This window comes from Sphaerimonospora sp. CA-214678, from assembly GCF_050942215.1.
Taxonomy (GTDB): domain Bacteria; phylum Actinomycetota; class Actinomycetes; order Streptosporangiales; family Streptosporangiaceae; genus Sphaerimonospora.
Map to the genome: position 1 here is coordinate 1865390 of NZ_CP192056.1, position 24516 is coordinate 1889905.

Sequence of the window (24516 nt, forward strand, 5' to 3'; positions counted from 1 at the left end):
ACGTGACAGCCAAGAGAGGTGCAGATTGTCTCTTGCGAAGATCTTCGAGAAGATCGTTGGTACCGATGCGGGCATCCGTCTGACCGCCTACGACGGCAGCGCGACGGGCCCTGCGGACGCAGACGTGTCGATCGAGGTGAAGACCCCCGCCGCTGTGGCCCATCTGGCGCAGGCGCCCGGAGAGCTCGGCCTGGCACGGGCCTACATCTCGGGCCACATCGATGTCCACGGCGACATGTACACCCTGCTCGACCATATGTGGTCGATCACGCTGCACGACCTGTCGCTGCGCGAGAAGATCGACGCGGTCCGGTCGCTCGGCATCAAGCCCCTGATGATGCGGGTCGATCTCCCGCCGCAGGAGATGCGCCACAGCGCGCTGGCGAAGCTGGGCAGCCGTCACGCCAAGCAGCGCGACGCCGAGGCGATCCAGCACCACTACGACGTCTCCAACCGGTTCTACGAGTGGGTGCTCGGCCCCTCGATGGCGTACACCTGCGCCGTCTTCCCCGAGCAGGACTCGACGCTGGAGGAGGCGCAGTACGCCAAGTTCGACCTGGTGGCCAAGAAGCTGGACCTCCGGCCGGGAATGCGGCTGCTCGACGTGGGCTGCGGCTGGGGCGGCATGGTCATGCACGCGGCCAAGGAGTACGGCGTGAAGGCCCTGGGCGTCACGCTCTCCCGGCAGCAGGCCGAGTGGGCGCAGAAGGCGATCGCCGAGGCCGGGCTGACCGACCTCGCCGAGGTCCGCCACATGGACTACCGCGACGTGACGGAGACCGGCTTCGACCGGGTCAGCTCGATCGGCCTCACCGAGCACATCGGCAAGGACAATCTGCCCGCCTACTTCTCCTTCCTGTACGGCAAGCTGAAGCCGGGCGGCCGGCTGCTCAACCACTGCATCACCCGCCCGACGGGGACCGAGAAGACGTTCAACAAGGGCGGCTTCATCAACCGGTACGTCTTCCCCGACGGGGAGCTCGAGTCGGTCGGCCACCTGATCCGCCAGATGGAGGACATCGGCTTCGAGATCCGTCACGAGGAGAACCTGCGCGAGCACTATGCCCTGACCCTGCGCGAGTGGTGCGCCAACCTCGACGCCCACTGGGACGAGGCGGTCGAGGAGGTCGGCCAGGGCACGGCCCGGGTCTGGCGGCTCTACATGGCCGGCTGCATCGTCGGCTTCGAGCGCAACAAGGTGCAGCTCCACCAGGTGCTCGGGGTCAGGCCCGACGACCGGGGACGATCGCAGGTCGCACTGCGTCCGTCCCTCCACTGGCCATAGCCGCCGTCGAGACCGATATCCGTCAAGAACCGTAAGAACATCGAAGTCGTGGCGGCGGCCGTGGCGGCGTGAAGCCCCGGCGGCCGCCACGGCCGTGCAGGGCCTACCGCAGCTCCCGCTTGAGAATCTTCCCGGTCGCTGTCATCGGCAGGGCGTCGCGGAACTCGACGATCCGCGGGTACTTGTAGGCCGCCATGTTCTCCCGGCACCAGGCCACCAGCTCCTCCTCGGAGACGGTGGCCTCCGGGGTGCGGATGACGTACGCCTTGATCTCCTCGCCGTGGGAATCGTGGGGCACCCCGACGACCGCGGCGAGCGAGACGGCCGGGTGGGTCATCAGGACCTCCTCCAGCTCCCGGGGGTAGACGTTGAAACCACCGCGGATGATCATGTCCTTGGCCCGGTCGACGATGAAGTAGTAGCCGTCCTCGTCGCGCCGGGCGAGGTCGCCGGTGCGGAACCAGCCGTCCCGCATGACCTCGGCGGTCGCCTCTGGGCGGTTGTGGTAGCCCTTCATGATGTTGTGCCCGCGTATGGCGATCTCGCCGATGTCGTCGGCGTTGTTCCAGTCGGCGTCGACGAGGCGCATCTCCACGCCCCAGATCGGAGTGCCGATCGAGCCGACCTTGGCGGGCCTGCCCGGCTGGTTGAACGAGGCGACCGGCGAGGTCTCCGAGAGACCGTAGCCCTCCAGGATGCCGACGCCGAACGTCGCGGAGAAGTCCTTGAGCACCTCGACCGGCAGTGCCGAGCCACCGGAGACGGCCGTGGCCAGCGACGTCGGCACCTCGGCCCGCCCGGCGCGTACGGCGGCGAGCATCGCCCAGTACATGGTGGGCACCCCCGCGAACGAGGTGACGTTCTCCCGGGTCATGAGTTCGAGGGCCGCGACCGGCTCGAATCGCGGCATCAGGACGATGGTGGCGTGCCGCCGGAACCCGGTGTTCATGACCACGGTCTGGCCGAACGAGTGGAACAGCGGCAGCGTGGCGAGGTAGACGTTCTGTTCATGCCGGGCGAACATCTCGTCGCTGACTATGGCGTTGAGCAGCATGTTCTGATGACTGAGCTCGGCGCCCTTGGGCTGCCCGGTGGTGCCGCTGGTGTAGAGGATCACCGCGGTGTCGTCGGCCGAGGTCGCCACGGTCTCGAAGGTCCCCGGCACTCCGTCGAGCGCGGCCCACAGGCTTTCGCCGTACGGAGATTCGGTCGCGAGCGGCGTCGCGGGCAGCACGAAGAAGTGCTCGGCGCGCGCCGCGCTCTCGAAACCCTTCCGCCCGCGCTCGCCGAGCGGCAGCTCCGGTGTTCCCTCGAAGCAGAAGAACGCCTTCGCCTCGGAGTCGTCCAGGTGGTAGGCGATCTCCCTCGACTGGAGCAGCACGTTGAGCGGGACGACGACCGCCCCGGCCTTCAGGATGCCGAAGTAGACGAACGGGAAGTACGGCAGGTTGGGGCAGGCCAGCGCCACCTTGTCGCCCCGGCCGATACCGCGCGAGACGAGCAGGTTCGCGACCTGGTTGGCCATGGAATCGACGAGGGAGTAGGGCAGACGCAGATCTTCGTAGACGACGGCCGTGTGGTCGGGATGTTCCCTGGCGCTGTCCTCCAGCACGACGGACAGGTTCAGCATCTGCCCCTCCTCCGTTATCGGGGGTGTGGTGACCCGTATTTCCGGTGATATGTGCCCGAGGTCACATACCTACCGGTTGGTATCACATTTTGTGATGCAGGTCACCTAACGATCTGGATTAGGCAAAGGCATGCTGAGCTCGCGGGCCGCGCCGGTTCGCGTGGGCCGGTGCGGCCGTGAGCGCGGGCTCTCCGGAGATCGTTCTGGATGCGGCGTACGGCCGGACGGCCGCCGGAGGGCCCGGCTCGGAGTCGCTACTGCTGCTTGAGCGGGCGGATCGACCGGAAGACCGTGTTGACGTCGGGGAGCAGGTCGGACTGGTCTCCGGGGACCGCCATGTAGACGACCGCCGGCAGATCGCCACCGGTGTCCAGCGCCGCCACCACGATCGTCGTCTCGTCCACGCCTGAGGTGATCTTGTATGCGGACAGCAGCCCGGTCTTGCCGTTGCGCGTCAGCTTCTGTTGGGCGATCTTGGTCGCCTTGTTGCCCTTGGGCAGCAGCGCCTGCCGTGCGTAGACGGCCACCGCGTTGACCACCGGGGCGAGCTTGTCCGGCGTCGTGTACTTCGCGGCCAGCGTCTGCGACAGCGGGCCCCACATGAGCTCGGCCTCCTGAGCCCCCTGGACCCCCTGGACGTGCTGCCTGCCGGCGAAGCCGTACTTCGCCTGCACGGTCTGGCCGTCCGGGTCGAGCAGCCACTTCCCGCCGAGTCTGGGCACCGTGATCCGGCCCGTCTCGTCGGCGATGGTGCCGTTGACGGGTGAGGCCTTTCCCTTGAACCTCGGCAGTGTGGGATACCTCGACTGCGGCTTGGCCACCATCGAGGAGGACGGCTTGGCCGACGGCGTGACCGGTTCGGTGTCGGCCTCGCTGGACGAACTGAGCGGACCGGCGACGAACGCCCACACCAGCACCCCGACCAGCGCGACGAGCACCGAGCCGCCCAGCGCGAACAGCCAGACCGGCCGGCCGCCCTCGTCGTCCTCATACTCGTCGATGGCGTCGTAGTTCTCCCCGAAGACCGTGTTCCACAGCTCCTGCTGCCGGTGCGCCGGCGGTGTCTTCGGCCCGCTGATCTGCCCAGCCGTCACGAACGGCTTGTACGGATCGTCCGGCGGTGGCGGGGGCGGCGGCGGCATCGGCGGTGCGGCGGGCGTCTGCGGATGGGCGGCGGAGGGGCGCGGCCGGGGATGCGTGGCCTGATGGTCGAAGTGGGCCGTACGGTGGTCCGGGTCCGGGCCGCCCGGGCCGGGGTCGGGCCCGCGGCGGCTCGGGAACCGCTCTTCTGACCCCTCGTATGCTGGGCCCCCGTGTTCTGGGCCCCCGTGTTCTGGGCCCCCGTGTCCTGGGCCCCCGTGTCCTGAGCCCTCGTATGCTGGGCCCCCGTATCCCATGCTGCGGCGTCCCATGCCGCGGTAGCCGGGGCTGCCGTGATCTGGGCCCCCGTGTTCTGGACCTCCGTGATCTGGGCCCCCGTGTTGTGGACCGGAGTGCGGCGAGGCCGCCATGAACGATCGGACGGTGGGGGTGAAGGGCGAGCCTCCGGGGTCCGGCCGGGCGGGCGGGACCTCCGGCCAGTCGGGTGCTCGCTGCGGCTCGCTGGGGTCCGGCGGCATGCTACCTCCCGCGATCATGCCCGGATTGGGGGTGCCTGGCATGGTCTCACGTGACGCGGGGGGTGTCGCAGGGAAACCGGGGAATGCCCCGCGAAACTGCTCGCCCGAGGGGTCGGTAGGCGGGTCCTGCATCGGCAGGCCCGACGGCGGGAAGGTGTCGGCCACAGCGAAGACAGTAAACTAACGGGACATAAGAGGTCACAACGGATCTGTCACCATCGGGTATCGTAGTTTGACTTGCGACGTCAGCCCGGGTTGGTCGTCGGCGATGCGGTTGCCGTCTGCGCTAACCTTTATTGGCGCTCCGCCACCCTGTTCGGGCCCGTGTTCCCGGCCGCCCATCTGATCCCGTGCCGGAGCGGGGACCTCGCGGAGCGGGGATTCTGATCACGTAGCAGCCGCCGGGCGAGGAGTGGAAGTGGACGAACCGGTGTATGACCCCCAGGCACTGCAGGCCAAGTGGCTGCCGCGGTGGGAGGAGTTGGACACCTTCGCCGGCGTTGAGGACCCCGAGGACCCCAGGCCGCGCCGGTACATGCTCGACATGTTCCCCTACCCCTCCGGTGACCTTCACATGGGACACGGCGAGGTGTTCGCCATCGGCGACGTCCTGGCCCGCTACTGGTTCCAGAAGGGCTACAACGTCCTGCACCCGATCGGGTGGGACTCCTTCGGCCTGCCCGCTGAGAACGCCGCCATCAAGCGCAACGCCCACCCCGCCGAGTGGACGTACGCGAACATCGACACCCAGGCGAACTCGTTCAAGCGGTACGCGGTGTCCTTCGACTGGTCGCGCCGGCTGCACACCAGCGACCCCGAGTACTACCGCTGGAACCAGTGGCTGTTCATCCGCTTCTTCGAGCGTGGGCTGGCCTACCGCAAGGGCGGCCTGGTCAACTGGTGCCCGGTCGACCAGACGGTGCTGGCCAACGAGCAGGTCGTCGCTGGGCGCTGCGAGCGCTGCGAAGCCGAGGTGGTCCGCCGCGAGCTGACCCAGTGGTACTTCAAGATCACTGAGTACGCCGACCGGCTGGTCGACGACATGGCGCAGCTGGAGGGCGGCTGGCCCGAGCGCGTGCTGACCATGCAGCGCAACTGGATCGGCCGCTCCACCGGCGCGGACGTCGAGTTCCCGATCGAGGGCCGCGAAGAACCGGTCACCGTCTACACCACCCGGCCCGACACGTTGTACGGCGCCACCTTCTTCGTGGTCGCCCCGGACGCCGCGCTCGCCGAAGAGATCGTCACGCCGGACCAGCGCGAGGCGCTGGCCGCCTACAAGGCACAGGTCGCCAAGCTGTCGGACATAGAGCGGCTGTCCACGGAGAAGGAGAAGACCGGCGTCTTCCTGGGCACCTACGCGATCAACCCGGTCAACGGCGAGCGCATCCCGGTCTGGGCGGCCGACTACGTGCTGTCCGACTACGGCCATGGTGCGATCATGGCGGTGCCCGCGCACGACCAGCGCGACCTCGACTTCGCGCGGAAGTTCGGCCTGCCGGTCAGGGTCGTCGTGCACACCGGTCTGGCCGATCCGGGGGAGACCGGCGTCGCCACGCCGGGCGAGGGCACGCTGGTGAACTCCGGGCCGCTGGACGGCCTGTCCAAGGCCGACGCGATCAAGAAGATCATCGAGGTCCTGGGTGAGCGGGGCACCGGCCGGGCCACGGTCAACTTCCGGCTCCGCGACTGGCTGCTGTCGCGGCAGCGGTTCTGGGGCACCCCGATCCCGATCATCCACTGCGCCGACTGCGGCGAGGTGCCGGTCCCCGACGACCAGCTCCCGGTGACGCTGCCCGACATGCGCGGTGAGGCGCTGGCGCCCAAGGGGATCTCCCCGCTGGCGAGCGCCGAGGAGTGGGTCAACGTCGCCTGTCCCAAGTGCTCCGGCCCCGCCAGGCGGGACACCGACACGATGGACACCTTCGTCGACTCGTCGTGGTACTACCTGCGCTACTGCAACCCGGACTACACCGACGGACCCTTCGACGTCGAGCGCGTACGCAAGTGGGGCCCGATCGACCAGTACGTCGGCGGCGTCGAGCACGCGGTGCTGCACCTGCTGTACGCGCGGTTCTTCATCAAGGTCCTCCATGACATGGGCATGGTCGACTTCACCGAGCCCTTCCTGCGCCTGCTCAACCAGGGCCAGGTGATCAACCAGGGCAAGGCGATGTCCAAGACGCTGGGCAACGGCGTCGACCTGGGCCAGCAGATCGACGCGTACGGCGTGGACGCGGTCAGGTTCACGATGCTGTTCGCCGGGCCGCCGGAGGACGACATCGACTGGGCCGACGTCTCCCCGGCCGCCTCGCAGAAGTTCCTGGCCCGCGCACTGCGCGTGATGACCGAGGCGGGCGCCGCGTCCGCCCCCGGAGCCGACTTCGCCGCCGGCGACCTGGAGCTGCGCAAGGTCACCCACCACACCATCGACGAGGCTACCCGGCTGATCGATTCGCACCGCTACAACGTCGCGCTGGCCCGCATGATGGAGCTGACCACGGCCGCGCGCCGGGCGATCGACTCCGGGCCGGGCGCCGCCGACCCGGCGGTACGCGAGGCCGCCGAGACCCTGGCCGTCATGCTGTCGCTGGTCGCACCGTACACGGCGGAGGAGGGCTGGGAACGGCTCGGCCACGCGCCGTCGGTGGCGAAGGCGGGCTGGCCGGTCGCCGAGCCGGCGCTGCTGGTCCAGGAGTCGGTCACCTGCGTCGTCCAGGTGGCGGGGAAGGTGCGCGACCGGCTGGAGGTTTCACCGGACATCACCGACGCCGAGCTGGAGTCGCTCGCCCTCGCGTCGGGGAAGGTCCAGCACTACCTCGATGGAGCCCCGCGCAAGGTGATCGTACGGGCGCCGAAGCTGGTCAACATCGTTCCTTAGCGTGGCCGCCGGGGCGGCCCGGGCAAACGTTGACGCTGGGCGGTCGGAGCCGACAAAATGGCCTGCGAGCCATAAACGTTCATATTGTTCAGGCGTGCGGTCAGGGCATGCCACGACCATCCACCGCATGAGCGGTGGTCCTGGGGCGTGCGCCTGGCCGGTCGGCTCACGTCGGCGCGCCCCCGGGCGGGAGGCACGTCTTGTCTCGACGGATTCTCGGCGGGCTGGCCTCGGTGGCGGTGACGGCGGCCACCGTGCTCGCCGTCACCGGAGTCACCGGGTCGCCGGCCTACGCGGCCGGCACCGGCAGCGGTTACCTGCACACCAACGGCAACAAGATCGTTGACAGCACGGGCGCGACCGTACGGTTGACCGGCATCAACTGGTTCGGCATGGAGACCGACAACAAGACCTTCCACGGGCTGTGGTCAAGTAATCCGTGGAAGAGCCAGATCGACCTGATGGCGAACCTGGGCTACAACACCCTCCGGGTGCCGTTCTCCGACGACGCGGTGAAGCCCGGTGCCGTCGCGACCAGCGTCAACACCTACACCAACCCCGACCTGGTCGGCCTGTCTCCGCTGGAGATCCTCGACAAGGTGGTGGACTACGCGGGCCAGAAGGGGATGCGCATCATCCTCGACCGGCACCGGCCGACCAGCGCCGGGCAGAGCGCGCTGTGGTACGTCTCCGGAGTCCCGGAGAGCACCTGGATCGACAACTGGAAGTCGCTCGCCAGGCGGTATGCGGGCAACTCGACGGTGATCGGCGCCGACCTGCACAACGAGCCGCACGCCGAGGGCACCAACCCGAACGCGAAGGGTTCCTGCTGGGGCTGCGGCGACGAGTCGCGCGACTGGCGGCTGGCGGCCGAGCGGGCGGGCAACGCGATCCTGTCGGTGCAGCCCAACTGGCTGATCTTCGTCGAGGGTGTGAGCTGCCCCAGCGGCGGGGAGTCCAACATCTGGGACAACGATCCCAGCAACGACGAGGACTGCGGCTGGTGGGGCGGCAACCTCACCAAGGCCAAGGACTTCCCGGTGCGGCTCAACGTGGCCAACCGGCTGGTCTACTCGCCGCACGAGTACGCCACCTCGGTCTATCACCAGAAGTGGTTCGACGACCCCAACTACCCGGCCAACATGCCGGCGATCTGGGACAAGTACTGGGGCTACCTCTACAAGCAGAACATCGCGCCGATCATGGTGGGCGAGTTCGGCACGACGCTGGCCAACAACATCGACAAGATCTGGCTGCAGGAGCTCATGAAGTACCTGGGCACCGGCGTCAACGGGATGTCGTTCACCTACTGGTCGTGGAACCCCAACTCGGGTGACACGGGCGGCATCCTGAAGGACGACTGGACGACGGTCGACCAGGCCAAGCAGAGCATCCTCCAGCCGTACCTGATCCCGCCGGTGGGCGGAGGCTCTCCATCGCCGACTCCCACGCCGACACCGACGCCGACTCCGACACCGACGCCGACTCCCACGCCGACGCCGACTCCGACACCCACTCCGACACCGAGCCCGACGCCGAGCCCCTCGCCGAGTGGATCGGACAAGGCCTGTACGGCCACGTACAAGGTGATCAACGAATACCCCGGTGGCTTCCAGGGTGAGGTGACGGTGAAGAACAGCGGGACGGCCGCCATCAGCGGCTGGACCGTGGGCTGGAACTTCCCGAACGGCCAGAGCATCAGCCAGCTCTGGAACGGCACCGTCTCGAACAGCGGCGCCGGGGTCACCGTGACGAACGTCGACTACAACGGCGCGCTCGCGCCGAGCGCCTCGACCGCGTTCGGATTCAACGGCACCTGGAGCGGCACCAACGGCGTGCCGTCCCCGGTGAGCTGCACCGCGTCCTGAGCCCAGGAGAAGGTCGCAGAGCCGCGCGTCGGCTCTGCGACCTCACTCTGTGACCTCGACTCCGCGACCTGGGCTCTGTCACCTCGACTCCGCGTTCTCGACTCCGCGTTCTCGGTTCAGCGCCGTGAGCCCAGCGCGGAGGCGATCCTGGACAGGATCTCCTCCAGGATCGCCTCCGACGTCGCGAAGTTGAGACGGACGAAGGCGCCGCCGCCGCCGTAGAGGGGGCCCGGGCCGAGCTTGACCCGGGCCTCCCGCTCCAGGAAACCGGCGGCGTCCGCCGCCACCGGGGGCCCGTAAGCGGACAGGTCCAGCCACGCGAGGTAGGTCCCCTCCGGCATCCGATAACCGACCTGGGTGGGAAGCCGTTGTGCGATCAACTGGCGATTGCGGTCCAGGATCCGCAGGATCTCCTTCAGCCAGGGGTCGCCGTGTCGCCAGGCGGCGACCGACGCCTCGACGTCCAGCACGCCCGGCGCGCCGTAGATGTGCGGAGGCAGGCCGTCCAGGGCCGCGCGTACGGCTCGCGCCCCGATATGCGCGACCGCGCAGCGTATCCCACCCATGTTGAAGGCCTTCGACGCCGAAGCGAGCGTGACCGTGCGGTCGGGAAGAATCGTGGCGAAGGGGATGTGATGCCCGGGGGAGTAGACGAGATCGGCGTGGATCTCATCCGAGATCACGAGTGCGTCGTGACGCTCCGCGTATTCGGCCAGCGCGTCCAGTTCCGAGCGGGTGAAGACGCGTCCCGAGGGATTCTGCGGATTGACCAGGAGCAGTACGGGCGCGGGCTCGGCCGGCACCTCGAACCGTCCGTCCGGCCCGATCGGGATCGGCAGCACCCGCCTGTCCATGTCCCGGAGTGTGTCGAGGAACGAGTTGTAGGCCGGCGTGTGCAGGGCGACAGGGTCGCCGGGCCGGGTCGTCAGCTGCAGCAGCACCTGAAGTGCCTGATTGAGATCCGTGTACGTCCGCACATGGCCGGGATCGGGGCGCCAGCCGTACCGGTTCTCCATGCGTTCGCCGAACGCCTCCGCCAGCGGGCCGCTGCCGGGCTGCTCCAGCCAGGTGGGGTAGCCGAGGTCGGCTGCGGCTCGGCGTGCGATGGTCTCTCTGATCACGGCGGCGACCGGAAAGTCCATGTCGGCGACCCAGGAGGGGATCACATCCGGGGGAACGGCCGCCCACTTGATCCCGTCACGGGCTCGGCAGGCGGTCAACGTGAGCGAATTCAGTTCATCCCGAACATCACACTCATAAGTCACCGAACCACCTTAATCTGTGGCTCCACGGCATACCCGACCGCGGAGCCGCCAGATTTGAGTATGGGCGTCAGACACTCACTAGAGCTTGCGCAGGACCGCGGTGACCTTGCCGAGGACGGTGGCCTCGTCGCCGGGGATCGGCTCGTAGTTGGGGTTGTGCGGCATCAGCCACACGTGCCCGTCCTTACGCTTGAACGTCTTGACCGTGGCCTCACCGTCGATCATCGCGGCCACGATGTCGCCGTTGTCCGCGACCGGCTGCTGCCGTACGACGACCCAGTCGCCGTCGGCGATCGCCGCCTCGATCATGGAGTCACCGGAGACCTGGAGCAGGAACAGCGTGCCCTCGCCGACGAGCTGCTTGGGCAGTGCGAACACGTCTTCGATGCTCTGTTCGGCCAGGATCGGCCCACCCGCGGCGATCCGACCGACGAGCGGCACGAAGGCGGCGGTGGGACGGCTGTAGCCGCCCTCCTCCTGGGGGGCGTCCGGGTCGACCCACAGGACCGGTTCGCCGGGCAGCCGGACCTCCAGGGCCCTGGGACGGTGGGGGTCACGGCGTAGGTATCCCTTACGCTGAAGCGCCGTGAGCTGGTGTGACACGCTGGAGGTGCTGGTGAGGTGGACCGCTTCTCCGATCTCCCGCATCGACGGCGGATAGCCGCGCTGTTGGACCGAATCCCGGATCACCTCAAGGATCTTGCGCTGCCTCGGGGTGAGGCCAAGCGCGTCACGCCTGCGAACCGCGAGGTCGCCGGCGTCATCCGCCTTGGCGCTTCGGTCACTCACGATGCCACCTCTCAATCCCTGTTTCCTGTGTCACCTGTCGTGGACGCCCGGACGCTTGCGCCGTTTCGCTCCGTGTTCCCCGCGTTGCGCAGAGTTTCCGCACTCCTCAGGGTGACCGTACCGCGATTCAAGATCATCTTCAAACAATTGTTCGATTTTCCGTTAAATCGCAGATCCTGGCGTTCCATCACATCGTACGGGAGTTCGATCGACATCGTGTTCGACTTTCCAGATTTTCCTCGTTATGGGGATTCGGTGGAGCGGGGGTGGGATGTAGGGATCTGGATAAGAATGCGGCGACTTTCGAACAAGTGTCCAGACCCTTCACGCTCTGGATCGCCGGACCGTACATACATCTCGGCGGTGGAGTTCTGGTACGCCCCGTCTGCTGTCCCGGTCTGAGGCCCCGTTCGAGCCGCTGTCCGTGTCGTGCTCTGTGCCGCGGTCCGAATCGTGCTCTGTGTCGCGGTCCGAATCGTGCTCTGTGTCGCGGTCTGTGCCGTCGTCCGTCCGTGGTCGCGGTCGGCGGCGTCTGTCCGGGGTCCCCTGGGAGGTCCTGGCGGGGTGTCGCGGAGCGCCCCGCCGGGAGGCCGGTCGCGACACGCCGGATGAACAGGGGACTTCTCTCCCGCGGCGGCTTCCAACTTGCGTTCAAGGTCGGGCGCTCCTACGGTTGGACCACAACATCTAGTAGTCACATCGGTGTAAGTTCCCAAGACCTTGTGGTCAAACCCATGGTTTCAGACCTGCGGTTTTCGTGCTTTGCCGTGTTATGGGACGCGTTGAAGGAGGCGATGGCGTGTACTGCCCGTTCTGTCGCCATCCAGACACGCGGGTCATCGACAGCCGATCTACAGAGGACGGAGCGGCCATCCGGCGGAGGCGTTCCTGCCCCCAGTGCGGGCGCAGGTTCACCACCCAGGAGACCGTGCTGCTGATGGTGAGCAAGCGTAGCGGGGTCACCGAGCCGTTCTCTCGCGACAAGGTGATAGCAGGGGTGCGGCGGGCCTGCCAGGGGCGACCGGTCGGCGAGGATTCACTGGCCCAGCTCGGGCAGCGAGTGGAGGAGACCATCCGGGCCACGGGAGCGGCCGAGATCCCCTCGCACGAGGTGGGGCTGGCCATCCTCGGCCCGCTGCGGGACCTCGACGAGGTCGCCTACCTGCGCTTCGCCTCCGTCTATCGGGGATTCGAGACGCTCGCCGACTTCGAGGCGGAGATCGAGCAGCTCAGGTCGGCGCGAACCGGCACCGAAGGGTGACAGGGGCCGATCCGGTCCCCGCTCCGCGCGCGACGATGTGTTCGTGCGGCGTGGTCGAGCAGCGTGGTCGAGCAGTCCGAACAGGTCAAGCACGTGGTTGGGCACATGGTCCGGTACATGGTCCGACACGAAGGGGCTCCACGGTCCCTAGAAGGGGGAAGTCATGACGGAGATCGCGAACGGCACCGCGACAGGCGCGGGGGATCGCGGAAGCAGACGTTCGCGGAAGGGTCTGAAGATCAAGCGCGTCTTCACGACCCCCGGAGTGCATCCGTACGACCAGGTCCGCTGGGAGCGCCGTGACGTCGTGATGACGAACTGGCGCGACGGCTCGGTCAACTTCGAGCAGCGCGGCGTGGAGTTCCCCGACTTCTGGTCGGTCAACGCGACCAACATCGTGACCAGCAAGTACTTCCGCGGCGCGGTCGGCACCCCGCAGCGGGAGTGGAGCCTGAAACAGCTCGTCGACCGGGTGGTGGGCGTCTACACCAGAACCGGCGCCGAGCACGGCTACTTCGCGACCGACGAGGACGCGGAGATCTTCGATCACGAGCTCAAGCACGCCCTGATCCACCAGATCTTCAGCTTCAACTCCCCGGTGTGGTTCAACGTCGGCACCGCCTCCCCCCAGCAGGTCAGCGCGTGCTTCATCCTCGCCGTCGACGACACGATGGAGTCGATCCTCGACTGGTACAAGGAAGAAGGCGTGATCTTCAAGGGCGGCTCGGGCTCCGGGGTCAACCTCTCCCGGATCCGGTCGTCCAAGGAGCTGCTGTCCAGCGGCGGCACGGCCAGCGGCCCGGTCTCCTTCATGCGCGGCGCCGACGCCTCGGCCGGCACCATCAAGTCGGGCGGTGCGACCCGCAGGGCCGCCAAGATGGTCGTCCTCGACGTCGACCACCCGGACATCGAGGAGTTCATCGAGACCAAGGCGCGGGAGGAGGACAAGATCCGCGCCCTGCGCGACGCCGGTTTCGACATGGACCTCGGCGGCAAGGACATCGTGTCCGTGCAGTACCAGAACGCCAACAACTCGGTGCGCGTCTCGGACGAGTTCATGCGGGCGGTCGAGTCCGGTGACAAGTTCGGCCTGCGGGCCCGCCTGACCGGTGAGGTCATCGAGCAGGTCGACGCGAGGGACCTCTTCCGCAAGATGGCCCAGGCCGCGTGGGAGTGCGCCGACCCGGGCCTGCAGTACGACGATACGATCAACGACTGGCACACCTGCCCGGAGACCGGGCGCATCACGGCCAGCAACCCCTGCTCGGAGTACGTCCACCTGGACAACTCCTCGTGCAACCTCGCCTCGATCAACCTGCTGAAGTTCCTGCGCGACGACGACACATTCGACATCGCGACGTTCGTGAAGGTGACCGAGCTGATCATCACGGCGATGGACATCTCGATCATCTTCGCCGACTTCCCGACCGAGAAGATCACCGAGACGACCCGGGCGTACCGGCAGCTCGGCATCGGCTACGCCAACCTCGGCGCGCTGCTCATGGCGGCCGGCCACGCCTACGACTCCGACGGTGGCCGGGCCGTCGCCGGGGCGATCACCTCGCTGATGACGGCCGTCTCCTACCGCCGATCGGCCGAGATCGCCGGGATCGTGGGACCGTACGACGGCTACCGGCGCAACTCCGAGCCGCACAAGCGGGTCATACGCAAGCACGCGGCGGCCAACGACGACCTGCGCACGCTCGGCGACATGGACGAGGCCATTCACGCCGAGGCCACCCGCCAGTGGCAGGACTGCCTCCGCACCGGGGAGAAGAACGGATACAGGAACGCGCAAGCCTCATTGTTGGCGCCCACCGGAACGATCGGGCTCATGATGGACTGCGACACCACGGGCATCGAGCCCGATCTGGCGCTGGTCAAGTTCAAGAAGCTCGTCGGCGGCGGGTCCATGCAGATCGTCAACCAGACGATCCCGCGGGCGCTGCGCAAGCTGGGTTACCAGAAGGAGCAGATCGAGGCGATCGTCGAGTACATCGCCGAGCACGGCCACGTCGTCGACGCCCCCGGCCTGAAGCGGGAGCACTACCAGGTGTTCGACTGCGCCATGGGCGAGCGGGCCATCGCCCCGATGGGCCACGTCCGGATGATGGCGGCCACCCAGCCGTTCCTGTCCGGTGCGATCTCCAAGACGGTCAACCTTCCCGAATCGGCCACAGTGGACGACATCGAGCAGGTCTACATGGAGGGCTGGAAGCTCGGGCTGAAGGCGCTGGCCGTCTACCGGGACAACTGCAAGGTCGGACAGCCGCTGTCGGTCGCCAAGAAGACCTCGGATGAAGCGGACGAGAAGCAGGTCGTCCAGGTCGTCGAGGTGCCGCGTCCGCGCCGCCGCCGGCTGCCGAACCAGCGGCCGAGCATCACCACGCGCTTCACGGTGGGCGGTGCCAAGGGGTACATGACCGCCTCGTCCTACCCCGACGACGGCGTCGGCGAGGTCTTCCTCAAGATGTCCAAGCAGGGCTCCACCCTGGCGGGCGTCATGGACGCGTTCTCCGTGGCCATCTCGATCGGCCTGCAGTACGGCGTGCCGTTGGAGAGCTACGTCCAGAAGTTCGTCAACATGCGGTTCGAGCCGGCCGGCATGACCGACGACCCGGACGTCCGGATGGCGCAGTCGGTCATGGACTACATCTTCCGCAGGCTGGCCCTCGACTACCTGTCGTACGAGGACCGCGCCGCGCTCGGCGTCCTGTCGGCGGCCGAGCGTACGTCACAGCAGCGCGGGGAGGACCCGGCCGCACTCCACGAGGTCGTGGACACAGCGGCCCTCGCCCAGTCGGCCCCGATCGAGGAGAAGAACCCGGCGCAGGAGGCGGCGGCCGGCGAGACGTCGCGACCCGGCGAGATGTCGCCGACGCCTCTCGAGAGCCATCAGGGTCGTACCGCCGACGCTCCGCTGTGCATGACCTGCGGGACGAAGATGCGCCCGGCCGGAAGCTGCTACGTCTGCGAGGGCTGCGGCAGCACCAGCGGCTGCAGCTGAGCGAGATGACGGCGGGGGAGCCGACGCTGTCGGTTCCCCCGCTCTTCCGCGTGTCAGCGCGGCTGGCAGCCGGGACACCAGAAAAGGTTGCGCGACTCCAGGTCGGCGGTGTGGACCTCGCCTCCGCAGACAAGGCACGGCTGCCCGGCCCGGCGATAGACGTAGACTTCGCCGCCGTGGTCGTCGACCCGGGGCGGCCGTCCCATGGCCTCCGGTGTGTGCTCGGGCCGTACGGTGTCGATCCGGCCGTGCCGCACACCCTCGCGCATCAGCGCGACCAGGTCCGTCCAGATGGCGTCCCATTCGGCGCGGTCCAGGTCGCGTCCGGGGCGGTAGGGGTCGATGCCGTGCCGGAAGAGCACCTCGGCCCGATAAACGTTGCCCACGCCCGCGAGCACCTTCTGGTCCATGAGCAACGCCGCGATCGGGCCCCGGGACCGGGATATCCGCCCCCACGCCCGCTGCGGGTCGTCGTGTTCGCGTAGCGGGTCGGGGCCGAGCCGGTCGTGCACCGCCTGTTTCTCCTCGGCGGTGATCAGCTCGCAGGCGGTGGGACCGCGTAGGTCGGCATAGCTCGTGTCGTTGGTCAGGCGGAGCCGTACGGCGCCGACGGGCGCGGGCGCGGGAGCGGGGCCGAAGGCGACCCTCCCGTAGAGCCCGAGGTGGATCCGCACCCAGCCCAACGGGCCGAAACCGAGGAAGAGATGCTTGCCATGGGCGTCCGTGTCGTCTATGCGCTGTCCGTCGAGCAGCGCGGCGCCATCCGAGAACTTGCCCTGGGGACTGCTCGCGCCGACAGGTGTTCCGGCTTCCGAGAAATGGCTGCCGTATTCGGCGGCCAGCCGGTGAATGATGTGTCCTTCAGGCAACCGTGTCGCTCCGGGCGGGTCGTGTGGGGGATCACGCGGAGCACCACACTATCGATGCGATGGGTCGGTCGGGATTCCGGGCGGTGCGATGGGGCGACCGGTGACGCAGGGCGGTGATGCGGCGAGGCGACACCGGAAGAAGGATGTCGTCGGCTGGTTTCGGGCGGGGCCTCAGTCGAGCTGGTACGCGAGACGATCGGTCAGCCAGCGATGGAACTTGATCGCGAACCTCACCCAGTGTGTGATCACCGTGGTCAGGTGCTCCCTGGTCACTCCGGCCCCGATGTAAAGATCGCAGTCGCCGACGACCCTGATGATGCCGTTGTCACGGGTGAACGTGTAGACCTTCGGCCACATGTTGTCCGCGTTCCACTCGTTCAGGGCGGCGAGCAGGATCCGCTTGTCGTCCACCGAGTAACGCCGGGTGTAGAACGTGCGGACCGTGAACATGGCGCCCGCCGATCCGAAGAGGAAGTAGATCGTGAGCGGGGGAGTGGTTATCGCCAGATCACCCTCGGAGTCGAAGGCGGGATCGAGTTCCAGATCGTCGAGGATCTCCTTGACGAGATGCTGATCCGGCTGCAGGACCGAGGTGAAAGGCGCCACGTGTACATCCTGCACCATCACGCCGGGAATGGGGTGGCGGTCGCCGAAGAGGAAGTCCCGAACCCCTCGTTTTCGGCCACCCACCCAACTGGCCCCTCCCTCCCCCTCCCTCCCCCCTCCAGCCCCGTGATCTTGCAGTTTCTCGCACGCTCCCCTCGTGAGCTGGGCAAACACGTCCCGTGATCTTGCACTTTCTCGCACCGATCGCCGTTCACCTCGGCGGATGTAATTCCCGATCTTGCATGACTGCTCAATGCAATCTTTCATTCCATATCCGACATCACGGTCATTTGGGGTGTGTGTCATTTAACTCTCATATTTACTTTGGAATTCTTTCGGGAATGTGTTGTCATTCCGAGGGATTGCATGAGAGAATTCAGACAGACTTTCGAAATCAAGGAACGGGGGGAGGGAGCATGGAGCCGGCGGAGCTGATCCAGCCACTCGGGCCGTTCGATTCGGGTACGCCGCCTTTCCGGACTCGGTCGCTGCTGGGTCCTGAGTGGTGGGCCGCAGTTCGGGCCGAGGCGTCGGCGCGTGCGTCTGCCCGCTCCTCCGGCGGTCGGCAAGGGGCCGCGTCGTGGTCCGACTGGCCCGACTGGCTCGCCGCCGTTCCCGCTGTTCCCGCTGTTCCCGCTGTTTCCCTCGCCCGTACGCTCCTGGAGGGTGTGTCTTCCGGCCGGGTGGTGCATGGCGGCTCCGGTGATGCCGGCTCTGTCGATGGCGCCTCCGCTGGTACGGCCCCTATGTCCGGCGCTCCCCGGGCGCGCATCGACGATCGCGACGATGACGCCTGCCGACGTCGTACCCCGGAGACTGCGAATGCCCCTTCCAGCGGCTCCTTCGATGGTGCCCCTCACGGCGCTTCGACGGTCGGTCCCGGGGGTGATTCTCCGGGCGGTGTCGCGGACGGCACCTCGGACGCCCCTTCCGATGGTGCCTCGGGTGACGCTCCGGACGGTTCTTCGAGCGGTTCCTCAGGTGGTTCTTCGGACGGCCTGGGCGATGGGGGTGCGGCGGGTTCCACGGACGCGGTGGGCGCGGTGGATGTGGACGGGGTGTTGTCGTGGCCGTTGGTGAGTCAGGTGCGGGAGGCCGCGCTGGCGGTGGCGGTGACTCCTGTCCCGGAGGCGGTGGAGGTGTGCCTGGCGCAGCTGGAGGAGCTGGCGTTCGCGCGGGACCGGCTGGAGGCGGCGATCGCTTTGCGTGCCGGGCGGGTGCACGCGGCCGGGGCGGCCCGGCAGGCGGGACACGCCTCGACGAGGACGTGGCTGCGGTCGGTGTGCGGGATGAGCCGCCGGGCGGCTCACCGCACGGTGGCCCTGGGCGTCGAGCTGGAACGCCTGCCTGAGGTGCGGGCACGCTTCGCCGCCGGGAACCTGGCCGAGGCGGTGGTCTCGGCGATCTGCGCGGCCACCACCGGGCTCAGTGATGCGGACGCGGTCAAGGCCGAGACGATCCTGCTGGAGCTTGCCGGCTCGGCCGGCCCGCAGGAGATCGCCAAAGCGGGACGGTATCTCCGCGCGGTGCTGGACCCCGATGGGGAGCTCCGGGATGCCGGTGCCGATTTCGATGCCCGGTTCCTGCTGGTGCGGGAGACCGATGCCGGTGGGGTGGAGGGGGAGTTCCGTCTGCCGCGGGAGGCCGCCGCCCGGCTGCGGGCGCTGCTGGACGCCTACGCCAAACCTAAGGCGCAGGGGGATGACCGGCCGCTGCGGGTCCGCAACGCCGACGCGCTGATCGCGCTGCTGGAACAGCAGATCACCACCGAACTCCTGGTGTTGATCAACGCCGAATCCCTCCCCGACGACCCCACCCCTCACGGCACCACTCCCAGCGAGTCCGCACCCGACGACACCCCACCCGGCGATATCCCGCCCACAGACAGCTCGTCCGAGGACGCCACGCCCGACGACGCGAGGCTCGGCGACACCGCGTCTGACGACGCCCAGCCCGGCGATGCCGCTCCCGACAGCACCGCGCCCGGTGATGCCGCGCCCGGTGACGCCCAGCCCGGCGATGCCGCTCTCGACGGCACCGCGTCCGATGATGTCGCTCCCGGTGACGCCACGTCGGGTGACACCGTCCGGAGCGATGGCCCGGCGCGTGTGACCGGCCCGGAGACCCGCGAGGACCCCGGTGGGGACCCCGGCCCTGGTCACACGCCCGACCCCGCTCCCGAGCCTGCTTCCGGGTTCATTCCCGGGGCCCTTCCCGGGACCGGCCACGGAGGCGGCCGTGGAGACGGCCAGGGGGACGCCGCTCCAGGCGATGATCCCCCCTGCGGACAGGACCCCGGGCAACCCACCGAGAGGTCAGCCGAACCACGCCGGGCCCCCGTCGACCCTGCCCCCGGGACCGGTGACAAACCCAGCACTCCCGCCGAGACCGGAACCGGAAACGTGGACGCCGGGGGTGCGAACACCGGCGGGTCCGGGGAAACCGGTTGCGAGGCCGGGGACCGGCGGTGGCAGTCGGTGCTGCGCACCCTGCCCGGGCTGCTGCTGTCCACCGGACACCTGCTGCCGATCACCGACATCCACCGCCTGGCCCGCACCTCCACCCTCGTCCGCCTGGTCATGAACGCCGACGGACAGGTCCTGGACATGGGCCGCAAAACCCGCCTGGCCACCCCCGCCCAACGCCGCGCCATCGCCGCCCGCTACGACACCTGCTGGGTGAAAGGCTGCCCGCTCCCGGCGAACATGTGCCAGATCGACCACCTCGACAACTGGAGCGAAGGCGGCCACACCGACCTGGCCAGACTCGGCCCCGCCTGCCAATTCCACAACCGCGACCGCTACCTGCACCCCGACCGCTACCGACGCCGCCAAATCGGCCCCGACCGCTGGGAATTCACCTACATCGGCCCCTCACCCACCAGAAAACACCAACGTGGCATGACGACAGCCGGTGGCTCTTGGGGCGAAACAGAGCAGGAGCCCGTGGCTGAGCGTGCGGGACGTACTTGTAGGACACTCGCGGAGGTTCCGGGCCCATGAGGAACTGCGACGGGCCGAACGCTCGGCGGATGGGCCGACGAGACAGACGGCAGACCGGCCTACGCCGAGGCCGGCCTGCCGAGAAAGATCAGTCTGAGAGATGGAAGAGTTCAGGCTGTCGAGGTGGGGCCGGAGGGCCGGGGGAACCGGATCACGTTGGCACCTCGGTAGGCTCGCAAATCGACGACCTTCTTGTCACGGATCCGCTCGGGCTTGCGGCGGAGCGCGGATCTGATGTCCCTGACCTGGCCAGTCGGCGGTACCTTGATCATTATCATCCCCCGAGCGTGATGGTTTCGTTATCTAGGTGCAAGATAACTATCGATGTTCGGGTAAAGCCAGCGTAAAAAGTGATCAGTAGGGGAGAGGTCGCCCCGAAGGGGAGCGGAGATCGAGATCGTTGGGCAGCGTCCGGCCGTCTGTCTCGTGGGGGCCGGTGGCCTTCTTCCGGAGGGGGAAGGGGCCTATGGGTCCTGCGACGTCCTTGATGCGGTGCGTTTTCTGGGTCCTGGTGATCCTTATGTGTCTCATGTTGCTCCTCCTTTCCGTGACGTCAGCAGATTATGCGCCGCACCGCCTGCTGTCTCCTGGTTTTCCCTTTACAGCTGCTTGACTTTCTCGCTTCCGCTCCCCGGTTCCGCCGGTCGGGGCGAGATCAGCGGAGGGAGCCGGGGACCATCCGGGTGGTCACGCCGATCCTGTTCCAAGCGTTGATCGTCGCTATCGCCACCACGAGTGCGGCGAGTGTTTCGTCGTCGTAGTGCTTGGCGGCCTCCGCCCACACGTCGTCGGGCACCGTGTCCGGACGGTCGCTCAGCCGGGTCGCCTCCTCGGCGAGTGCCAGCGCGGCCCGTTCCGCCTCCGTGTAGAAGGGCGCCTCGCGCCACGTGGCCACAGACCACAGGCGCTCGTCGGTCTCCCCGGCCTTCTTGGCGTCATGGTTGTGCATGTCCACGCAGAACGCGCAGCCGTTGATCTGGCTGACCCGGATCTTGATGAGTTCGAGGGTGGAGTGCGGCACCCCGCTCTCACGCTGGAATTTCTCCAGCGCGTACATCGCGCGGTACGCCTCGGGCGCGAGCCGGCTCACGTCGATTCTCTGCATTTTCGATCTCCTTTTCAGATGGTGGTTCGTACCGTAAGGCTCACATGCGCGAGCTTGTCCGGATTCAGGACCATGTCGATGGAGGTGATCCGGTCGCCGGCCGTCTCGACTCCCAGGACGGCGTTGAGCCGCCCATCGCGGAAGCGCAGCAGCCCGGGTCGTCCGTTCACCGGAGCGAGGGTCAGGGTGAAGCCCCCGAAGCGGTGTACCCCGAGGAGCAGCCTGGCGACCTTGACGGCGCCCAGGACCGGACGCCTGGCCGCGGTCACCACGCCGCCGCCGTCACTGCGGAAGACGACGTCCGGATCGAGCAGCGCGAGTAGCGCCTGGATGTCGTCGCCCACGCAGGCCCGGGCGAAGGCGTTCACCACGCGCCGGTGCTCGGCCGGATCGACGTCGAAACGGGGAGCCCTGGCCGCGAGGTGCGCTCGCGCCCGGGTGGCCAGCTGTCGGCAGGCGGCCGGACTGCGCCCGACGACCTCTCCCACCTCGGCGAACGGCAGGCCGAACACGTCATGGAGGACGAAGGCCGTACGTTCAGCCGGGCTGAGCGATTCGAGCACGACCAGCATGGCCATGCTCATCGACTCGTCGAGCGTCACCCGCTCCACTGGATCCCCGGACCAGAAGGACCCGGACCAGAGTGATCCGGACCGGATCGTCCCTGATTGCGGTGATCCGTACGGAATCGACCCGGACCGCACCGATCCGGACACGACCGGCTCGGGTAGCCACGGACCGACGTACTCCTCCCGCCGGTGACGGGCGGAGCGGAGTACGTCGAGCGCGAGCCGGGAGACGGTGACGACGAGCCAGCCGGTCACGTCGTGGATCTCGCCTCCGTCGGGAGCCGCCACGGCCGTACGCAGCCGAAGCCAGGCGTCCTGGACGACGTCCTCCGCCTCGTCGACTGTGCCGAGCAGGCTGTAGGCCACGCCGAGCAGCCGCGGACGCAGCAGGTGGAACTCCGCCGTGATCGCGTCTTCGGTCCTGACACCGCCCGTGCCGGCCTCGTCCGGCATGACGTCGTCCTGTACGGCTTTGTCCAGCACGACGTCGTCCACGTCATGGTCGTTCACATCTTGAGGACGAGACACCCGTCCAGTGTGTGACAAGCCGTGTGATCCACGATGTGAAATCCCGCGTGACCCGCCCGATCCCCTCTCCTGTGCCTTTCCTCGTCCCGGCTCCGGTCACCGGTCCTCTCGGAGCACGGCGAAGCCACCGGGCGGTAGGTCGACGCCGTCCAGGAGGACACCGGTGAGGAGATCGTCCCCCCGGATCGGGATGCGGTGGCGCTCGGAGGTGTGGTTGATGGCGAACAGCAGCCCCGAGTCGCGCCGTACGATCTCCACCCCGGGCGGAGCGGCGGGGGCGGGCCGGCCGGAGGCGACGGGCGTCAGGGCCTGGGCCTCCTTCAGCATCTGTCCCTCCGCCAGTGACGGGGTCTCCGTCAGTACGTGTCCCTCCGTCAGTACGTGTCCCTCCGCCAGAACCCGGGCCTCTGCCAGCAGCCGGGCGTAGCCTTCGTCGTCGAGCCGGGTCGAGACGTACCACGCGCTGCCGGCGCCGAAAGGGTTGCGGGTGATGGCTGGACGGCCGTCCGGATAGGCGGCGACCGCCTCGGCTCCCTCCAGATGGACGTGCTCGCTCCAGATCGTGGCGTGCCGCCCGTCGGACAGCCGTACGGCCTCCGCCAGCGGGAGGAACTCCTCGACCCGGATGCCGAGGAAGTCGCGGAAGGCGGCCGGATGACCGCCGAGCCGAACCCGCGCGTGCTCGTCGGCGACGCCGCTGAAGAACGAGACGACGACAGTGCCGCCCCGCTCGACGAAGCCGCGCAGGTTCGCGGCCGCGGCGTCGGAGACGAGGTAGAGGCTCGGGACGAGTACGGCCCGATAGCGGGACAGATCGTGCGAGGGGTGGGCGAAGTCGACGGTCAGGCCCCGCAGCCACGCCACCCGGTGTGCCTGCCGTACCGCGTCGAGGTAGTCGAGCTCGGTGGATGGCAGGCCGCGTGCCTGGAGAGCCCACCAGGCGTCGTAGTCCCAGAGCACGGCGACGTCGGCCTCGACGGCGCCGGAGATCCCCGTGCCGCCGAGCCGGTCCAGCACCCCGCCCAGTTCGGCGATCTCACGGAAGATCCGGGAGTCGGGCCCCGCGTGCGGGACCATCCCGGCGTGCCACAGTTCGGCACCGCCGCGCGAGGCCCGCCACTGGAAGAACATCACGCCCCTGGAGCCCCGGGCGATGTGGGACAGGCTGTTCCGGGCCGTCTCGCCCGGTTCCTTGGCCGCCATCCGGCCGTTCGTGTAGATCACCCCCGGGGCCTGCTCCATCAGCAGCCAGGGGGCGCCGCCCGCCCAGGAGCGGGCGAGGTCGGCGGCGAACGCGGTGTGCTCGGCCGCCGCGAGGCCCGGCTCGGCCGGATAGTCGTCGATCGCGACCAGGTCCACCTCGCGCGCCCACTTCCAGTGGTCCACCGGGACCCATCCGCCGAAGACGAAGTTCGTCGTGACGGGCACGTCCGGGGTGAGCGCGCGCAGCACGTCGCGCTGCCGCCGGAAGTGCGCCAGCATCTCGTCGGACACGAACCGCCGGAAGTCGAGCACGTGGGTGGGATTCGGCAGGTACTGCGTGGCCCGGGGTGGGGTGATCTGCTCCCAGGCCGAGTAGTGCTGGCTCCAGAACGAGGTCGTCCAGGCGTCGCCCAGCGCGTCGAGCGTGCCGTACTTCTCCCGCAACCAGGCCCGGAACGCGTGGGCGGCGTGGTCGCAGTGGCAGGCGGTGCCGTACTCGTTGTGCACATGCCACATCGCGAGCGCCGGGTGGTCGCGGTAGCGCTCGGCGAGCGTCGCGGCGATCCGGAGGGAGGCCTCCTGGTAGGGCGGGGCGCTGACGCAGTAGGTGTCTCTGCTGCCGTGGGTCAGCCGGACGCCCTCCGCCGTCACGTTCAGCGCGTCCGGATGCGCGAGGCAGAACCAGGGGGGAGGGGCGGCCGTGGGCGTGGCCAGGTTCGCCTTGACGCCGTTCGCGGCGAGCAGGTCGAGGACGCGGTCCAGCCAGCCGAAGTCGTGGCGGCCCTCCTCCGGTTCGATCCTCGACCAGGAGAACACCCCGACGGTCACCAGGTTGACGTCGGCCCGCCGCATCAGCGTGACGTCCTCTTTCCAAACGTCCTCCGGCCACTGCTCCGGGTTGTAGTCCCCGCCGTAGCAGAGCCCATCGACGCCCTTGGGCCACCGCATCGCGCGCTCCCGTCGTCCCGGCCACAACCGCATTTAGTCTGGAGATCAAACTAAGTGCGGCCGGATCGCCGAGTCAACGGG

The 24516-nt window shown here is 68.3% G+C and carries 15 protein-coding genes; 6 read left to right on the forward strand and 9 right to left on the reverse strand.

The window, feature by feature from the left end; all coding sequences use genetic code 11:
- Nucleotides 1-25 precede the first annotated feature (25 nt).
- Entirely contained in the window at nt 26-1285 is a 1260-nt protein-coding gene (locus ACQP1K_RS08655) for a class I SAM-dependent methyltransferase (protein ID WP_433500344.1), read from the forward strand.
- Between the two features lie 103 nt (nt 1286-1388).
- On the opposite strand, the gene ACQP1K_RS08660 is transcribed toward ACQP1K_RS08655, so the two are convergent.
- Together ACQP1K_RS08660 and ACQP1K_RS08665 are read right to left on the reverse strand one after the other, a co-directional pair.
- Nucleotides 1389-2915 carry a long-chain-fatty-acid--CoA ligase gene (locus ACQP1K_RS08660; RefSeq protein ID WP_433500345.1) on the reverse strand — a complete coding sequence of 509 codons (1527 nt, stop codon included), beginning with the start codon at nt 2913-2915 and terminating at the stop codon, nt 1389-1391.
- A gap of 254 nt (nt 2916-3169) precedes the next feature.
- Complete coding sequence (locus ACQP1K_RS08665; protein WP_433500346.1) at nt 3170-4009, reverse strand: hypothetical protein; 840 nt, start codon at nt 4007-4009, stop codon at nt 3170-3172.
- Between the two features lie 943 nt (nt 4010-4952).
- On the opposite strand from ACQP1K_RS08665, the gene leuS reads away from it, so the two are divergent.
- On the forward strand, nt 4953-7415 hold the full coding sequence (leuS, locus tag ACQP1K_RS08670; protein WP_433500347.1) for a leucine--tRNA ligase: 2463 nt from the start codon (nt 4953-4955) through the stop codon (nt 7413-7415).
- Nucleotides 7416-7615: 200 nt separating this feature from the next.
- Entirely contained in the window at nt 7616-9283 is a 1668-nt protein-coding gene (locus tag ACQP1K_RS08675) for a cellulase family glycosylhydrolase (protein ID WP_433500348.1), read from the forward strand.
- 116 nt (nt 9284-9399) lie between these two features.
- Here the strand turns inward: ACQP1K_RS08675 and ACQP1K_RS08680 are convergent, their stop codons facing one another.
- Both ACQP1K_RS08680 and lexA read right to left on the reverse strand, forming a co-directional pair.
- The gene (locus ACQP1K_RS08680; RefSeq protein ID WP_433500349.1) at nt 9400-10503 is read right to left on the reverse strand and encodes a MalY/PatB family protein; all 1104 of its coding nucleotides are present in this window, start codon (nt 10501-10503) and stop codon (nt 9400-9402) included.
- A gap of 123 nt (nt 10504-10626) precedes the next feature.
- Nucleotides 10627-11340, reverse strand: a complete 714-nt coding sequence (gene lexA / locus ACQP1K_RS08685; RefSeq protein ID WP_433501520.1) for a transcriptional repressor LexA — start codon at nt 11338-11340, stop codon at nt 10627-10629.
- 796 nt (nt 11341-12136) lie between these two features.
- Here lexA and nrdR point away from each other — a divergent pair.
- A complete protein-coding gene (gene nrdR / locus ACQP1K_RS08690) occupies nt 12137-12598 on the forward strand; it encodes a transcriptional regulator NrdR (protein WP_433500350.1) in 462 nt (153 codons plus the stop codon).
- A gap of 163 nt (nt 12599-12761) precedes the next feature.
- Nucleotides 12762-15605, forward strand: a complete 2844-nt coding sequence (locus ACQP1K_RS08695; protein ID WP_433500351.1) for a vitamin B12-dependent ribonucleotide reductase — start codon at nt 12762-12764, stop codon at nt 15603-15605.
- A gap of 53 nt (nt 15606-15658) precedes the next feature.
- Here the strand turns inward: ACQP1K_RS08695 and ACQP1K_RS08700 are convergent, their stop codons facing one another.
- Together ACQP1K_RS08700 and ACQP1K_RS08705 are read right to left on the reverse strand one after the other, a co-directional pair.
- A complete protein-coding gene (locus ACQP1K_RS08700) occupies nt 15659-16474 on the reverse strand; it encodes an Fpg/Nei family DNA glycosylase (RefSeq protein WP_433500352.1) in 816 nt (271 codons plus the stop codon).
- Between the two features lie 171 nt (nt 16475-16645).
- Nucleotides 16646-17080, reverse strand: a complete 435-nt coding sequence (locus ACQP1K_RS08705) for a YbjN domain-containing protein (RefSeq protein ID WP_433500353.1) — start codon at nt 17078-17080, stop codon at nt 16646-16648.
- 1034 nt (nt 17081-18114) lie between these two features.
- Here ACQP1K_RS08705 and ACQP1K_RS08710 point away from each other — a divergent pair.
- Nucleotides 18115-20082 carry a DUF222 domain-containing protein gene (locus ACQP1K_RS08710; RefSeq protein ID WP_433500354.1) on the forward strand — a complete coding sequence of 656 codons (1968 nt, stop codon included), beginning with the start codon at nt 18115-18117 and terminating at the stop codon, nt 20080-20082.
- Between the two features lie 655 nt (nt 20083-20737).
- Here the strand turns inward: ACQP1K_RS08710 and ACQP1K_RS08715 are convergent.
- The 3 genes from ACQP1K_RS08715 to ACQP1K_RS08725 all read right to left on the reverse strand — a co-directional run bounded on the left by ACQP1K_RS08715 (nt 20738) and on the right by ACQP1K_RS08725 (nt 24435).
- Nucleotides 20738-21187: a carboxymuconolactone decarboxylase family protein gene (locus tag ACQP1K_RS08715; RefSeq protein ID WP_433500355.1), complete on the reverse strand. Its 450-nt coding sequence runs from the start codon at nt 21185-21187 to the stop codon at nt 20738-20740.
- Nucleotides 21188-21201: 14 nt separating this feature from the next.
- Nucleotides 21202-22266, reverse strand: a complete 1065-nt coding sequence (gene sigJ, locus ACQP1K_RS08720; protein ID WP_433500356.1) for an RNA polymerase sigma factor SigJ — start codon at nt 22264-22266, stop codon at nt 21202-21204.
- A gap of 114 nt (nt 22267-22380) precedes the next feature.
- Nucleotides 22381-24435 (reverse strand): beta-galactosidase, encoded by a 2055-nt coding sequence (locus tag ACQP1K_RS08725; protein ID WP_433500357.1) that lies wholly within the window; start codon nt 24433-24435, stop codon nt 22381-22383.
- Between the last annotated feature and the right edge of the window lie 81 nt (nt 24436-24516).